Below are 13,977 nucleotides of genomic sequence, written 5' to 3' on the forward strand. Positions count from 1 at the left end.
GTGCCACAGGCCGCGCGCCCCAGGCAGGTGGTCGCGCCCCTGGTCAGACGGGTGCCCGGAGGTCAGTCCGCTACGCATTCCGCCGCGAGATCGTCGGCGAGGGCGGCGATCGTGGCGCGGCCCTCGACCTGCTGGACCCAGCTGTGCGGCAGGCCGTGGTCGCCGTACCGCGCGCCGAGGAGGTTGCCGCAGATGGAACCGGTGGAGTCACTGTCGCCGGAGTGGTTGACGGCGAGGAGCAGGGCGGCCTTCACGTCGCTCGCCACCAGCGCGCTGTAGACGCCGATCGCGAGGGCCTCCTCCGCGACCCAGCCCGCGCCGAGCGACTCGACCTTCTCGGCGGTGGGCGAGCCCTCGGCGGCCAGGTCGAGAGCCTCGCGGAGGGCGGCCGAGGTCTCCTCGTGGGCCGGGTGGCGCTCCAGGAGTCGTAGCGCGCGCAGGACCGAACCCTCCAGGGACTCCCCCGCGACCAGGTGCGCGACGATCGCGGCGAGGGCGCCCGCCGCGTAGTAGCCGGTGGGGTGGCCGTGGGTGATCTGGGCGCCGCGGGCCGCCATGGCGAAGGCTCCGTCGGCGGTGTTGACCAGGCCGAAGGGGGCCGAGCGCATCACCGTGCCGCAGCCCTTGGAGTCGGGGTTGACGCGGCCGGGCGTGCCGTCGAGGGGGAGCCACGGGTCGGGCGCGTACATCTGGGCGACCCCGGACAGGCAGGCGTTGCCGGGGGCGCGGCGGGCGTACAGCCAGCGCTCGGCGAGCAGGCCGGACGTGGCGTTGTCGCCCGGCTCCGGCTTGGACTGGGTCTCCAGCCAGCGCTCGTAGGCCTCGCGCAGCAGCGTGGACCAGGCGCCGCCGATCCCCTTCTCCCGCTCCCGCGCGTGGGCCGTGATGAGCGCCTCGACGGTGAACAGGGTCATCTGGGTGTCGTCGCTGATCAGGCCCAGGGCGCCGTGGGCGCCGGGCGTGTATCCCGTCACCCCGTGCCGTCCGTGGGTCGCGCGGATGCGGTCGAGGGAGGTGAACTCGATCGCGTACCCGAGGGCGTCGCCGACCGCGCCGCCGAGGAGGCAGCCGCGGACTCGGGCCCGGTACATCGCCGTGGCCTCCCCCAGGGAGTTCCCGGCGGCCTGCCCGGACGGGATCGTCGACTCGTTCACGTGCGCGCTCCTTCGACTACGGTCGTGTGTATGACCATTGTCCCGACCGGCACCGACAGCGCTGCCGCCGCCCCGGCCGGCAAGGGCGTCGGCCCCTTGCTGCGCGCCTGGCGGGAGCGGCGGCGGGTCAGTCAGCTGGAGCTGGCGTTGCGGGCCGACTCCTCGGCGCGGCACATCAGCTTCGTCGAGACGGGACGGTCCCGGCCGAGCGAGGAGATGGTCCTGCGGCTCGCCGAGCACCTGGACGTGCCCGTGCGGGAGCGCAACTCCCTTCTCCTGGCGGCCGGTTACGCCCCGTACTATCCGGAAACACCGCTGGACGACCCGGCGTTGGACGCGTTGCGCGAGGGGCTTGAGCGGCTGATTCAGGGCTACGAGCCGTACCCGGCGCTGGTGGTCGACGCCGTCTACGACGTGGTCGCGGCGAACCGGGGCATCACCATGCTCCTGGACGGCGTACCGGAGTCCCTCCTCCAACCCCCGCTCAACGCCATGCGGTTGACGCTCCACCCGCAGGGGATGGCCCCGCGCATCCGCAATCTGGGTGAGTGGCGCGGGCATCTCCTCGCGCAGATGGAACGGCAGATCGCCCTGCACCGCTCCGAGCCGCTGCGGGCGCTGTACGAGGAGGTCGCAGCGTACCCGGCACCCGAGACGGCCGACAGGGAGGACGAACAACCCGCGCCCGTCCCGCACTTCGCGCTGCCGATGCGGATCGAGCACGACGGCCGGGTGCTGTCCTTCGTCTCCTCGATCGCCACGTTCAACACACCGATGGACGTGACGGTCTCGGAGCTGGCGATCGAGACGTTCCTCCCGGCCGACCCGGCGACCGCCAAGTACCTGCACGCGCTGGGAGACTGACGAATGATCACCTCCGAACCGCTGAGAGAGTGGCCGGAACATGGCACACTGCCCCCAGACTTCGGCGCGTATGGGGAGGCGTGGCTGTGAGTGAACGACGGCCCGCGCCCACGGTGGGTCAAGTGGTGCTGGGCAGAAGGTTGCAGGAGCTGCGTGAGGCGGCCGGCATCAAGCGCGAGGAGGCCGCGCAGGTCCTGCGGGTGGCCCCGGCGACCGTACGGCGCATGGAGATGGCCGAGGTCGCGCTGAAAGTGCCGTACGTCCAGGTGCTGTTGACGACGTACGGGGTGCCCGAGGAGGAGACGGACGCGTTCGTCGCGCTCACCGAGGAGGCGAACCAGCCGGGTTGGTGGCAGCGGTTCCACGACGTGCTGCCGGAGTGGTTCAGCCTGTACGTGAGCCTGGAGGGCGCCGCCGGGCTGATCCGTTCGTACGAACCGCACTTCGTGCCGGGCCTGTTGCAGACCGAGGACTACGCGCGCGCCGTGCTGGAGGCCGGGACGATCGGGCAGACCGGGCCGGAGACCATCGAGCGGCACGTGTCGCTGCGGATGGCCCGGCAGGGGCTGTTGGAACGGGACAATCCGCCGCACCTGTGGGTCATCATGGACGAGACCGTGCTGCGCCGGCCGGTGAGCATGCGCGGCGAGGTGATGCGCGAACAGCTCGACAGACTCCTGGAGTTCGGCGAGCGCGACCGGGTCACGCTCCAGGTCGCCGAGTTCGACAACGGCCCGCACCCGGGGACGTACGCGCCCTTCTCGCTGTTCCGTTTCACCGAACCGGAGCTGCCCGACATGGTGTTCACCGAGTACCTGACCGGCGCCCTGTACCTGGACTCCCGTACGGAGGTCTCCGCGCATCTGGAGGTCCTCGACCACATGACGGCGCACGCCGCGTCCGCACAGCGCACCAAGAAGATCCTGCGGGACTACCGCGAGACCTTCTGAGCAAGCACGGCCCGGGCACCACCACGCGAACTCCCGAGGAGACGACACCGCATGACCGGATCCGACGCCGCGCCCGCCCGTATCGACACCAGCCGGCCGCATCCGGCGCGGGTGTACGACTGGTGGCTCGGCGGCAAGGACAACTACCCGGTGGACGAGGAGCTGGCGCGCAGGATCCTCGCCACGGACAGCGCCGCGGTGCGCGGGGCGCGGGCCAACCGCCGGTTCATGCACCGGGCGACCCGGACCGCCGCCGAGGCCGGGATACGCCAGTTCCTGGACATCGGCACCGGCATCCCCACCGAGCCGAACCTCCACCAGGTGGCGCAGAGCGTCGCCCCGGACGCCAAGGTCGTGTACGCGGACAACGACCCGATCGTGCTGCGGCACGCGGAGGCGCTGCTGCACGGTGAGGCCGAGGGCAGCACCGAGTACGTGCACGCCGACGTCCGCGACCCGGACACGATCCTGCGGCTGGCCGGCGAGACCCTGGACTTCACCCAGCCGGTCGCGCTGTCGCTGGTCGCGCTCACCCACTACCTGAGCGCGGATCCGGACGGCGACGACGTGTACGGCCTGATCGAGCGGTACGTCGACGTGCTCGTCCCGGGCAGCTATCTGGTGATGTCGCAGGTCACCCCCGACCTCAGCCCCGCCGCCATCGCGAAGGCCGCCGAACACTTCCAGCGCAGCGGCACCCCCTTCTTCCCGCGCACCCTGGCCGAGTTCTCCCGCTTCTTCGACGGCCTCGACCTGCTCGGCCCGGGCGTCATCCCGGTGTACGGCTGGCGTCCGGCCCCGGAGGATGTGGCCGCTCAGGCGGAGGGCATCGTCCCGGTCTACGGCGGTGTCGCCCGCAAGCCCTGACCCGTACGGCTGCGGTGAACGGGTGCGCTCCCCCGCCCCGCCCTAGGTTCGACACCACGGGCGAGCGAGGGAGCGCAGGTGACGGAGACGAGAACGCCAGGAGAGGCACTGGGCCGGGGTGTTCCGGCGCCCCACGGCGCGAGGGACGCCTGATGCCCTCCGACGCCGTGCTGTACCAGGCGGCCGCGCTCTGCCTGACCTACCCCGACGACGACTTCCGCGCCCGGCTCCCCTTGCTGCGCGAAGCCGCCCCGCAGCTACGGGAGTTCGTCGACCACGCGGCCCTCACCCCGGCGCGGGACCTGGCCGCGCACTATGTCGAGGTCTTCGACTCCGAGAACCGGCACAGCCTGTATCTGAGCCGCCGGCACGACGACGACACCCGGCGGCGCGGTAGGTCCCTGGCCCACTTCAAGGATCTCTACCGCGCCCACGGCCTGGAGTTCACCGGCGAGGAACTGCCCGACTTCCTCCCCGCGGTCCTGGAGTTCACGTCCCGCACCGGCGACCTCGATCTCCTGGCCGAGCACCGCACAGCCCTGGCCCAACTCCGCTCCCGCCTGGCCGAGTTCGGCACCCCGTACGCCTCCGTCCTGGACGCGGTCTGCGCCACCCTGCCGACCGGGAGTTAGGCGGCGCCGCCCTTCATGTCACGTTCGTCGTCGACGATCTCCGCGTCGACGACGCCTTCCTCCTCGTCGTGCTGCCGCGCGGAGTCGGGCTCCTCGGTGTTCTCCGCCTGCTCCGTGGGTGCCTGCTGCGCCGCCTGCGCGTACATCGCCTGCCCCATCCGCTGGCTGACGGTGGCGAGTTTCTCCACGCCGGTGCGCAACTCGGCCGTATCGGCGTTCTGTTCCAGCAGGGACTTCACCTCCGCTGCCGTCGCCTCGACCTCGGATCGGATGTCGCCCGGGACGCGTTCCTCGTTCTCGTGGATGAACTTCTCGGTCTGGTAGACGAGTTGCTCGGCCTGGTTGCGGGTCTCGGCCGCCTCGCGGCGCTTGCGGTCCTCGTCCGCGTACTGCTCGGCCTCCCGCATCATCCGGTCGATGTCGTCCTTGGCCAGCGCCGAGCCGCCGGTGACGGTCATCTTCTGTTCGCGGCCGGTCGCCAGGTCCTTCGCCGAGACATGCATGATGCCGTTCGCGTCGATGTCGAAGGCGACCTCGATCTGCGGCACCCCGCGCGGGGACGGCGGCAGCCCGGTGAGGTCGAAGACGCCCAACTTCTTGTTGTACGCGGCGATTTCACGCTCACCTTGGTAGACCTGGATGCCGACCGAGGGCTGGTTGTCCGTGGCGGTGGTGAAGATCTCCGAACGCCGGGTCGGGATGGTCGTGTTGCGTTCGATGAGCGTCGTCATGATGCCGCCCTTGGTCTCGATGCCCAGGGACAGCGGGGTGACGTCGAGGAGGAGGACGTCCTTGACGTCGCCGCGGATGACCCCGGCCTGGAGGGCGGCGCCGAGCGCCACGACCTCGTCGGGGTTGACGCCCTTGTGCGGGTCCTTGCCGGTGAGTTCCTTGACGAGGTCGGTGACGGCGGGCATCCGGGTCGAGCCGCCGACGAGGATGACGTGGTCGACCGCGGAGAGCTTGATGCCCGCGTCCTTGACCGCCTGGTGGAAGGGGTTCTTGCAGCGGTCCAAGAGGTCGGCGGTGAGTTCCTGGAACCCGGCACGGGTCAGCTTCTCGTCGAGGTGCAGCGGGCCTTCGGCGGAGGCGGTGATGTAGGGCAGGTTGATCGTCGTCTCGGAGGACGAGGACAGCTCGATCTTCGCCTTCTCCGCGCCCTCGCGCAGGCGTTGGAGCGCCATCTTGTCCTTGCCGAGGTCGATGCCGTACTGCCCCTGGAACTTCTTGACGAGATGGTCGACGACCCGCTGGTCCCAGTCGTCGCCGCCGAGATGGGTGTCGCCGTTGGTGGCCTTGACCTCGATGACGCCGTCGCCGATCTCCAGCAGCGACACGTCGAAGGTGCCGCCGCCGAGGTCGAAGACCAGCACGGTCTGCTCCTCGCCCCGGTCCAGGCCGTAGGCGAGCGCGGCGGCGGTCGGTTCGTTGATGATCCGCAGCACCTTGAGGCCCGCGATCTCGCCGGCCTCCTTGGTGGCCTGGCGCTGGGAGTCGTCGAAGTAGGCGGGGACGGTGATCACGGCGTCGGTGACGTCCTCGCCGAGGTAGGCCTCCGCGTCCCGTTTCAGTTTCTGGAGCACGCGCGCGGACAACTCCTGGGCGCTGTACCGCTTTCCGTCGATGGCGCCCGTGTCCGGGAAACGCCAACTCGTGTCGCCCATATGCCGTTTGACCGAGCGCGCGGTGCGCTCGATGTTCGTCACGGCCTGCCGTTTGGCGACCTCGCCGACGAGCACCTCGCCGTTCTTGGCGAAGGCCACGACCGAGGGTGTGGTCCTCGCCCCCTCGGCGTTGGCCACCACCGTGGCCTCGCCGCCCTCCAGCACCGCGACCACCGAGTTCGTGGTCCCCAGATCGATCCCGACCGCACGTCCCATCGCCGTCCCCTTCCGCCAGGCGCTGCCCGATCTCCAGCTGAGAACTTGAGTGCGGGAATGTCAATGCCGCACCCGTTTTTCCGGGCGCGGCATCGAGACGGGAGGGGAAGCGGGGGTCAGGCGGATTCCACCGTCAGCGTGATCGTCGTACCCGCGAGGGCCTGGCTGACCGGGCAGTTCTTCTTGGCGTCCTCGGCGGCGGCGGCGAAACCGGCCTCGTCCAGGCCGGGGACCTCGCCGCGGACGGTGAGGTGGATGCCGGTGATGCCCTCGCCGGGCTGGAAGGTGACGTCGGCCTTGGTCTCCAGGCGGGTGGGCGGGGTGCCCGCGCCGGTCAGGCCGTGCGACAGCGCCATGGAGAAGCAGCTGGAGTGGGCGGCGGCGATCAGTTCCTCGGGGCTGGTCTTGCCGTTGGCCTGCTCGGCGCGCGACGCCCACGTCACCGGCTGCACACCGATGCCTGACGAGTCGAAGGTGACCTCGCCGCTGCCCTTGATGAGTTCGCCTTCCCAGACGGTGTGTGCGGTGCGCGTGGTTGCCACGGTGTTTCCTTTCGACGCGGATGTCTTTCGAACCCATCCGATCACATTCCGCTTCAGCTCACCCGGAAGACCGGCCCACGGGCGGTGAACGGCAGGCGAGCGTTCGGCGGGATCAGATAGGCGTGTTCGCGCCGCACGCGCAGGGTGTCGCACATGCCGTCCGTGATGACGAGGATCGGCGCGCCCGGCGGGAAGTCGTCCGCGCGGTGCAGCAGATCGATCCCGGGTTGCAGGACCGTACCGCCGCGCCCGTGCACCCGGACCCGGCCGGCGATGTCGGTGACCGACACATAGCCCGCGTCGTGCGGGGCCGCGTCGCAGAACACGACCCGGGCGGCCGGTACGTCACGGGCCTCGGCGTACGACGCGATCGCGCCCAGCGCCTTGCCGAGGAGGGCGCGGTCCATGGAGCCGGAGGTGTCGAGGACGACGCCGAAGGTGCAGCGGGCGATCTCTTCGGGCGGGAACCAGTGGCCCGCGCGCGGGATGTCGGGTGTGGAGGACTGGCGGCGCGAGGGGCGGGCGTACGACCGTACGGGCTCGGGGCGTGGCACGAACTCGTCGAACCAGCGGGCGAGTTGCGCGTCCCACGGCAGCGGCGGATGACTCAGGGCGCGGATCTCCTCGACCAACCCGCCCGGCAGGAAGCCGCGTTGGTGCTGCTGGTGCAGGTCGAGGCCGTGGGCGAGGCCGCGCCGGTAGAACTCGTCGAGGTCCACGTAGTCGCGCGGGCTGCCGAGCGGGCCGCCGAGAATGTCGCCGACGCCCTTGCCGCGCAGGGTGGCCAGGCGGCGCATCCGGCGCAGGTCGCCGGCGATCCGGTCGTAGACCTCCTCGGCGGAGAGGTCCTTCAACTCCGGGTCGTACAGCAGGCCTTCGGGCATCCGGCCGACGTCCATCTCGCACAGCCAGCCGTTGATGACGTAGTCGGCGGCGATGTTGAAGAGGAACGGGTCGCGGACGCCGCGGCGGTCGCCGTGGCGCAGGGCGGCGTGCAGCATCTCGTGGGCGAGGACGAACCGCCATTCCTCGTCGTCCAGTCGGCGCAGCGGGTTGACGTAGATCTCGGCGGCGCCGGTGTCGACGGCGGCGACGGAGATGCCGTGGGCGCGGGCGAGTTCGGCGTCGGCGACGAGGGTGATGCCGGCCGCGATGCCGCCGAGGAGCGGGTAGGAGGAGACGAACCAGCTCAACGCCCGTTCCCAGGGCTGGAGTCGGGTGGGTCCGCCGCGCATCGAGGCACGCCGGCCGCCCGCCACGTCCATCGCCATGGCCACGGTGCGGGTGAGGGCGTTCGCGAAGTTGAGCTGCCAGTCGGGGGCCTTGCCGCCCCGCCAGGTGTCCCACGGCACCAGCAGCTGGTCCGGCTCGCCGCCCGCCGTACCGCAGCGCTCGTACAGAGGCGGGATGCCGTCGCGGCGCCAGCGGGCGGCGAGTTGGTCCTCGTCGCCGCCCGGGTAGGCGGCGGGCAGGTCCGCGGGGGTGACACCGATGGGGAAGCCGAGCAGGAAGCGGTTGACCACGGCGCAGTTGGCCGCGAGGGCGGGGCCGTCGGGCTGGACGCGGAGCTTCGGCGCGGCCGGGACATGGCCGAAGCCCAGGTGGATGATGCAGTGCGCGATGGCCCAGGCCCACTCGGCGGGCTCGGCCCGGCGGGTGGGGTGGACGTGCAGCACGCCGTCGGAATCGACGCGTACCAGGCCGGAGTCGGGCGTGTGGGGGCAGTCGTCCCGGCGGCAGGTGCTGAAGCCGATGGCGGCGAGCGCGCGGTTGGCCCGCACCAGCCGCAGCCCCTCCTCGAAGGCCTCGGCGGCGAGATCCTTCTTCTTCGGCTTCCCCTTGCCCTGGGGGCGGCTCACTGCCGGGCCTCGACCAACCGGGGCATGTCACGGGCCGCCTCGACCAGGAACCAGGCGGGCAGCAGCGGATTGCCGTCGGTGTCCGGGGCGATGACGCTCTGCGCGACCTCCACGGAGATCTCGGCGAGCTGTACGAGCAACGACTTGGCGCGGTACGCGGTCTGCAACCCGTTCGCCGACAAGTGCTCCTTGCTGACCGGGAGTTCCTTCACCAGTCGGCCCCGGAAGGACTCGGCGAGGTAGTACAACAGGTCGCGGTCCTCGGGGCGGTGCGGCCAGCGGGCGTCCCCCTTGATGATCGCCTCGATGCCGAACCGGCTGCGCACGATCTTGACGTACCCGCAGAACGCGACCGCGTGGGCCGGGGTCAGCGTGCCGTGCGCGATGACCTTCAGGGTGTCCTCGTCGAGGTCGGGCCCGAAGGAGCCCAGCGCGTCGGAGAGCATGTGCCAGGACCGGGGCGTGGAGAAGGCCTCCTCGGTCTTCGGCGGCTTGGACCACAGGTGGTCGGGCCGGTCGGTGAGGTGGTCCAGGATCCACGGGTGAATCCCGTTGACGGCGGCCCAGTTGAGCCAGTCCTTGGTCGACGCCTCCAGGTGGACGTGCGTGAGCCGGTTGATCAGCGCGGACGAGATCGGCCGGGCCAGCGCGTTGTCGGTCGCCCGGTTCCCCGCGCCGATGACGATCGACCCCTTGGGGAGTTCGTAGGTGCCGATACGGCGGTCCAGGATCAGCGAGTAGAACGCCTTCTGCACATCCGGTGTGGCCGCGTTGAGTTCGTCGAGGAACAGGCAGTACGGCTCGTCCCGCGCGATCGCCTCCGGCGGACAGAACACCGACCGCCCGTCCCGGATCTGCGGCACCCCGATCAGGTCCTCGGGCGCGAGCTGCGTACCGAGCAGACTCACGCACTCAAGCCCCAGCGACTCGGCGAACTCCCTTACCAGGGACGACTTTCCGATGCCGGGCGCACCCCAGATGAACACGGGCCGCACGGTCGCGAGCCCGAGCAGCAACTCCGGTATGCGAGCGGGGGTGACAGTGACGGCAGCCTGCAAAGCAGCAGCTCCTGAAGGAGGTTCGAGGCGGGGAGACTCCAACAGTGTGTGCCTACGGCCGACCCACCGCAGCCGATTTTCAGGCGGCCCGCTCCGACTGCTCGTCCGTCAGCGGCACTTGGGGTCCGTCGCACTCGCGCAGCCACCGCCGCAGAACCCGGTGCACATGCTCGGCGCCGACGAGGTCCTCGCCGTCGTCGACCGGTGCGGAGAAGGTGTGCGGGGAGAGCAGGAACGGCTCGGCCTGGGCGCCGCCGAGGCCGCCGTGCGAGCCGATCTGCTCCTCGAAGGCGAGGACTTCGCCCTCGGCGGGGTCGTACCAGGAGTTGACCATGATGTCGGCGGTGTGCGGGAAGGAGTGGGTGCGCCGGACCGCGTCCGCGACACCGGGGCCGAAGTCCGCCAACGGGCCCTGCTTGTCGTCGAGTTCGGCCACCGGGAGTTCGGCACCGTGCGCTCCCAGGACGACCCCGCCGTGCTCCTCGCTGCGGACGAGGACGAAGCCGACGCCGGGGTGGTTGGCGAGGGTCGTGAGCAGCGCCGGATGCCGGGCGTCGATCTCCTCCTTGGTCATGCGGTGCGGCACGTCCGGGAAGGAGACCAGGCCGAGGTTGCCGGAGGCGAGCACGACCGGCTCGGAGTGGCGGCCGGGGTGGCGGTGCTGCCCGTCCTTCTCCTCGACCGGCCGACGCAGCGCGGCGCGGACGGCGGCGCGGGCCTCGGCACCGCTGTGGGTGCGCCGGGCCCGGCGCGGCACGGGCAGCCCGCAGCCCGCGCGGACCAGGTCGCCGAGGGTGAGACCGTAGCGGCCCTGGAAGGTCTCGCCGGGGCTCTGGCCGTGGTCGGAGAGGACGACGATGCGGTACGGGCGCGGGGCGTGCTCGGCGACGTTCTCGATCAACGCGATGGAACGGTCCAAGCGTTGGAGGACCTTGGCGGCGTCGCGGCTGCGCGGTCCGGAGTGGTGGGCGACCTCGTCGTAGGCCACGAGGTCGGCGTAGATGGCGGTGCGGCCCGCGAGCATGTCGCCCATGACGGCCGCGACGACGACGTCCCGTTCGACGACGGTCGCGAAGGCGCGGACGAGGGGGTAGAGGCCGCCGCGCTTGATCCGGGGGCGCTGCTTGGTGAGGCGGCTGCGGGTCGACTGGCCGATCTCGCGGCCGACCTCGGCGACGAAGGACATGGCGGTGCGGACGGCGTTGGCCGGGTCGGAGAAGTAGGCGAAGTAGCCGGCGCGGGAACGGTTCTCGCGGCCCCGGCGGCGAATGGCGATGGACAGGACGAGGGCCTGTTCGTCGGCGCCGCCGCTGAACAGGTTGCCGCGGCTGGCGCCGTCGAGCGTGAGGAGACCGCCGTCGCCGGTGAACTCGACGGCGCGGCGCTGGAGTTCGGCGGCACTGGTCGGGCGGTTGCAGACCATCACCTCGCCGGTGTCCTTCTCGTACCAGCGGAACGCGGGGATGTCGTGGTTGGAGCCGTGCAGGATGCCGAGCTGGCTGGCGCCGGTCTGGCTGGACCAGTCGGTGCGCCAGGAGGTGAGGCGGTGGGTGGGGCGGTCGCCGCCGAGGAGCTTCGCGACGGTCGGCATCAGGCCCTTGGCCACCGCGCCGAGCAGGACGTCGTGGCCGACGCCGTCGAGCTGGAGGAAGACGGTGCCGGGCGAGGACGGGCCGGGCGGCATGGCTCTTCGGCGGCGGTCGGCGAGGCGGTAGAGGCGGCGGCGGTAGGCGTCGTCGTCGCGCACGGCGAGGGCACCGCCGGTGGCGGAGGCGACGGCGGACATCACGGCGGCCACGACGACGGCGGTCTCGGGGGCGACCTGGCCGCGCAGCCCGCCGTCCGGATTGATCCGCAGGGCGATCAGCAGCAGCGACCCGTTGAGCACGAACACGAGGAGCCCGAGGACGAGCGCGGGCACCAGCAGCAACAGCCGTACCAGCAGCGGCCAGACGAGTGCCGACAGCAGACCGAAGGCACCGGCGCCGAACGCGGCCGTGACCCCGATCCGGGTGGCGCTGTCGCCGTCCGCCGACTGGAGCTTGAAGTCCGGCAGGATCCCGGCGAGCACCAGCATGGTGACCGTGGAGACCGCCCACACCGCGACACTGCGCCCGACCTGACTGGCGAGCCGCCGCCAACGCGCTCCACCCACGCCCCGTACACCTCACGTCCCTGGCCCGACGACCTGGCGGGCCTGTGCCCAGCCTGTCATACGGGACGCGGGGACCCCGGAGCGAGAAGCGGGGCCCCGGAGCTAGCGGCCGTCGTAGCCCGCCGTCGGCATGGACAGCCGTCGGTGCACGCTGGCCTTCATCTGGGCGTCGTAGCAGGGTTCCGCGCGGCCGACCGTCTCGATGCGCACCCCGCGTCGCGCGCACTCGTCGGTGAACTCCTCGACGGAGGACAGCGCGCTCTCCAGGACCCGGCGGCTGGGGGCGACGAACAGGTCGAGGCCCGGGCGGACGCCGTCCCACAGGGCGGTGTGGTCGGGGCGCAGCCCGCGCACCAGGAGCTCGCGGGCGATCACATAGCCGTGGTCGGCGGCCCAGCGGGCGCACATCGCGTGCTGGCTGCGGGAGTCGACCAGGAAGGGGTCGTCGTCCAGCTCCTCCAGCGGCGTCAGGCTGGCGATCGCCGTGACCCGCAGCCGCGAGCGCATACCCGAGGCACCGCGTACCTGTCCCATGGCGTCCCCCTCACCTCCGGGTTTCGCCGCCGACCCTACTCCTGCCCGTAGGCTTCGGGGGAGTCGCGCGAAGGAGGCAAAGAAGGTGCCGGTGGAGATCACCTGGTGGGGTCACGCCACCTGCACGATCGAGGACTCGGACACGCGCGTCCTCACCGACCCCCTGTTCGCGCGCCGCCTCGCGCACCTACGACGCCGTCGGGGCGCGGTGCCGCCGCCCGAGGCCCATCGCGCGGACCTGGCGCTCGTCTCCCACCTCCACGCCGACCACCTGCACCTTCCCTCGCTCGCCGCCCTCGCCCCGGGCACGCGCCTGCTCGTGCCCCGGGGCGCACTCCGCGCGGTGCCCGGACTGCGCCGGCTCCGGCGGCTGCGGATCGACGAGGTGTCCCCCGGCGACCAGACGATGGTCGGTGACCTGGTCGTACGGGCCGTGCCCGCGAGGCACGACGGACGCCGGCTGCCGGTCGGACCGCACCGCTCCCCCGCACTGGGCTACGTCGTCGAGGGCGAGGCGCGCACCTACTTCGCCGGGGACACCGGGCTCTTCGACGACATGGCCAAGGAGGTCGGGCCGGTCGACGTGGCCCTGCTGCCGGTGGGCGGCTGGGGCCCGTATCTCGGCGAGGGGCATCTCGACGCGGGCCGCGCGGCCCAGGCCCTCGCCCGGCTCGCGCCGCGCAGTGCGGTGCCGGTGCACTACGGCACGTACTGGCCGATCGGGATGGACGCGGTGCGCCCGCACGAATTCCACACGCCGGGCGACGAGTTCGTGCGGATCGCCGCCCAACTCGCGCCCTCCGTCGCGGTGCACCGGCTCGGGCACGGGGAGAGCGTGCGGCCGGAGGTCGCCCGGTGAGCTGGATCGCGGCCGCTACGGCCACGACATCGCCCGAATCCGCTCAACAGGCCATCGGTTACCCGACGTTGTTCCTGCTGGTGCTGTTCGGAGCGCTGGTGCCGGTGATTCCGACGGGGGCGCTGGTGAGTTCGGCGGCCGTGGTCGCGTTTCACCAGACGGCGCCGTTCGCGATGGCGCTGGTGTTTGTTACGGCTTCGCTCGCCGCGTTTCTCGGGGACGTCGCGCTGTACTGGCTGGGGCGGCGGGGGATGGGGTCGAAGAACGGGTCGCGGTGGCTGGAGGCGATCCGGCGGCGGGCGCCGGAGGAGCGGCTCGCGCAGGCGCAGGCGAAGTTGGCCGACCATGGGGTGGCCGTGCTGGTGTTGTCCCGGCTGGTGCCGGCCGGGCGTATTCCGGTGATGTTGGCCTGCCTCATGGCGGAGTGGCCGATCCGCCGGTTCGCCCGGGGGAATGCGCCCGCGTGTCTGGCGTGGGCGGTGACGTACCAGCTGATCGGCATCCTTGGTGGCTCACTGTTCCCCGAGCCTTGGGAGGGTGTGGTGGCGGCGGTTGTGTTGACTGTGGTGATCAGTGTGGCGCCTAGTTTGTGGCGGCGGGTTCGGGCTGCCAGTTGATGTGTC

Annotated in this window: 13 protein-coding genes; 6 read left to right on the forward strand and 7 right to left on the reverse strand. The window is 71.5% G+C overall.

Annotated features, from left to right (window positions below; all coding sequences use genetic code 11):
• Positions 1-62: 62 nt before the first annotated feature.
• A complete protein-coding gene (locus OG194_RS07945) occupies positions 63-1,091 on the reverse strand; it encodes an ADP-ribosylglycohydrolase family protein (RefSeq protein WP_327407004.1) in 1,029 nt (342 codons plus the stop codon).
• A 93-nt stretch (positions 1,092-1,184) separates the two neighbouring features.
• Between OG194_RS07945 and OG194_RS07950 the strand changes: the two genes are divergently transcribed.
• The 4 genes from OG194_RS07950 to narJ all read left to right on the forward strand — a co-directional run bounded on the left by OG194_RS07950 (position 1,185) and on the right by narJ (position 4,467).
• Positions 1,185-2,018, forward strand: coding sequence for a helix-turn-helix domain-containing protein (locus OG194_RS07950; protein ID WP_327400146.1), 834 nt, complete (start codon positions 1,185-1,187; stop codon positions 2,016-2,018).
• Between the two features lie 86 nt (positions 2,019-2,104).
• Positions 2,105-2,968 carry a helix-turn-helix domain-containing protein gene (locus OG194_RS07955; RefSeq protein ID WP_327400147.1) on the forward strand — a complete coding sequence of 288 codons (864 nt, stop codon included), beginning with the start codon at positions 2,105-2,107 and terminating at the stop codon, positions 2,966-2,968.
• Between the two features lie 51 nt (positions 2,969-3,019).
• Entirely contained in the window at positions 3,020-3,835 is an 816-nt protein-coding gene (locus OG194_RS07960; protein ID WP_327400148.1) for an SAM-dependent methyltransferase, read from the forward strand.
• A 152-nt stretch (positions 3,836-3,987) separates the two neighbouring features.
• On the forward strand, positions 3,988-4,467 hold the full coding sequence (gene narJ, locus OG194_RS07965) for a nitrate reductase molybdenum cofactor assembly chaperone (RefSeq protein WP_327400149.1): 480 nt from the start codon (positions 3,988-3,990) through the stop codon (positions 4,465-4,467).
• Here the strand turns inward: narJ and dnaK are convergent.
• The 6 genes from dnaK to OG194_RS07995 all read right to left on the reverse strand — a co-directional run bounded on the left by dnaK (position 4,464) and on the right by OG194_RS07995 (position 12,495).
• Positions 4,464-6,347: a molecular chaperone DnaK gene (dnaK, locus tag OG194_RS07970; RefSeq protein ID WP_327400150.1), complete on the reverse strand. Its 1,884-nt coding sequence runs from the start codon at positions 6,345-6,347 to the stop codon at positions 4,464-4,466. The two genes, narJ and dnaK, sit on opposite strands and share 4 nt — an antisense overlap.
• A 116-nt stretch (positions 6,348-6,463) precedes the next feature.
• Positions 6,464-6,889 (reverse strand): OsmC family peroxiredoxin, encoded by a 426-nt coding sequence (locus OG194_RS07975; protein ID WP_318019803.1) that lies wholly within the window; start codon positions 6,887-6,889, stop codon positions 6,464-6,466.
• A 53-nt stretch (positions 6,890-6,942) separates the two neighbouring features.
• Positions 6,943-8,748, reverse strand: a complete 1,806-nt coding sequence (locus OG194_RS07980; protein WP_327400151.1) for a vWA domain-containing protein — start codon at positions 8,746-8,748, stop codon at positions 6,943-6,945.
• The gene (locus OG194_RS07985) at positions 8,745-9,806 is read right to left on the reverse strand and encodes an ATP-binding protein (protein ID WP_327400152.1); all 1,062 of its coding nucleotides are present in this window, start codon (positions 9,804-9,806) and stop codon (positions 8,745-8,747) included. The genes OG194_RS07980 and OG194_RS07985 overlap by 4 nt, the downstream gene beginning before the upstream one ends.
• Positions 9,807-9,885: 79 nt before the next feature.
• Positions 9,886-11,961 carry a phage holin family protein gene (locus tag OG194_RS07990; protein WP_327400153.1) on the reverse strand — a complete coding sequence of 692 codons (2,076 nt, stop codon included), beginning with the start codon at positions 11,959-11,961 and terminating at the stop codon, positions 9,886-9,888.
• 102 nt (positions 11,962-12,063) lie between these two features.
• A complete protein-coding gene (locus tag OG194_RS07995) occupies positions 12,064-12,495 on the reverse strand; it encodes a hypothetical protein (protein ID WP_327400154.1) in 432 nt (143 codons plus the stop codon).
• 85 nt (positions 12,496-12,580) lie between these two features.
• On the opposite strand from OG194_RS07995, the gene OG194_RS08000 reads away from it, so the two are divergent.
• Both OG194_RS08000 and OG194_RS08005 read left to right on the forward strand, forming a co-directional pair.
• A complete protein-coding gene (locus tag OG194_RS08000) occupies positions 12,581-13,354 on the forward strand; it encodes an MBL fold metallo-hydrolase (protein WP_327400155.1) in 774 nt (257 codons plus the stop codon).
• Positions 13,351-13,971 carry a DedA family protein gene (locus OG194_RS08005; protein ID WP_327400156.1) on the forward strand — a complete coding sequence of 207 codons (621 nt, stop codon included), beginning with the start codon at positions 13,351-13,353 and terminating at the stop codon, positions 13,969-13,971. The genes OG194_RS08000 and OG194_RS08005 overlap by 4 nt, the downstream gene beginning before the upstream one ends.
• Positions 13,972-13,977 lie beyond the last annotated feature (6 nt).

It is taken from the genome of Streptomyces sp. NBC_01288, assembly GCF_035982055.1.
Classification (GTDB): domain Bacteria; phylum Actinomycetota; class Actinomycetes; order Streptomycetales; family Streptomycetaceae; genus Streptomyces.

Coding starts and splice junctions, on each gene's coding strand:
- OG194_RS07945 (WP_327407004.1), bottom strand. CDS start 1,091: ATGTACCGGGCCCGAGTCCGCGGCTGCCTCCTCGGCGGCGCGGTCGGC.
- OG194_RS07950 (WP_327400146.1), top strand. CDS start 1,185: ATGACCATTGTCCCGACCGGCACCGACAGCGCTGCCGCCGCCCCGGCC.
- OG194_RS07960 (WP_327400148.1), top strand. CDS start 3,020: ATGACCGGATCCGACGCCGCGCCCGCCCGTATCGACACCAGCCGGCCG.
- narJ (WP_327400149.1), top strand. CDS start 3,988: ATGCCCTCCGACGCCGTGCTGTACCAGGCGGCCGCGCTCTGCCTGACC.
- dnaK (WP_327400150.1), bottom strand. CDS start 6,347: ATGGGACGTGCGGTCGGGATCGATCTGGGGACCACGAACTCGGTGGTC.
- OG194_RS07995 (WP_327400154.1), bottom strand. CDS start 12,495: ATGGGACAGGTACGCGGTGCCTCGGGTATGCGCTCGCGGCTGCGGGTC.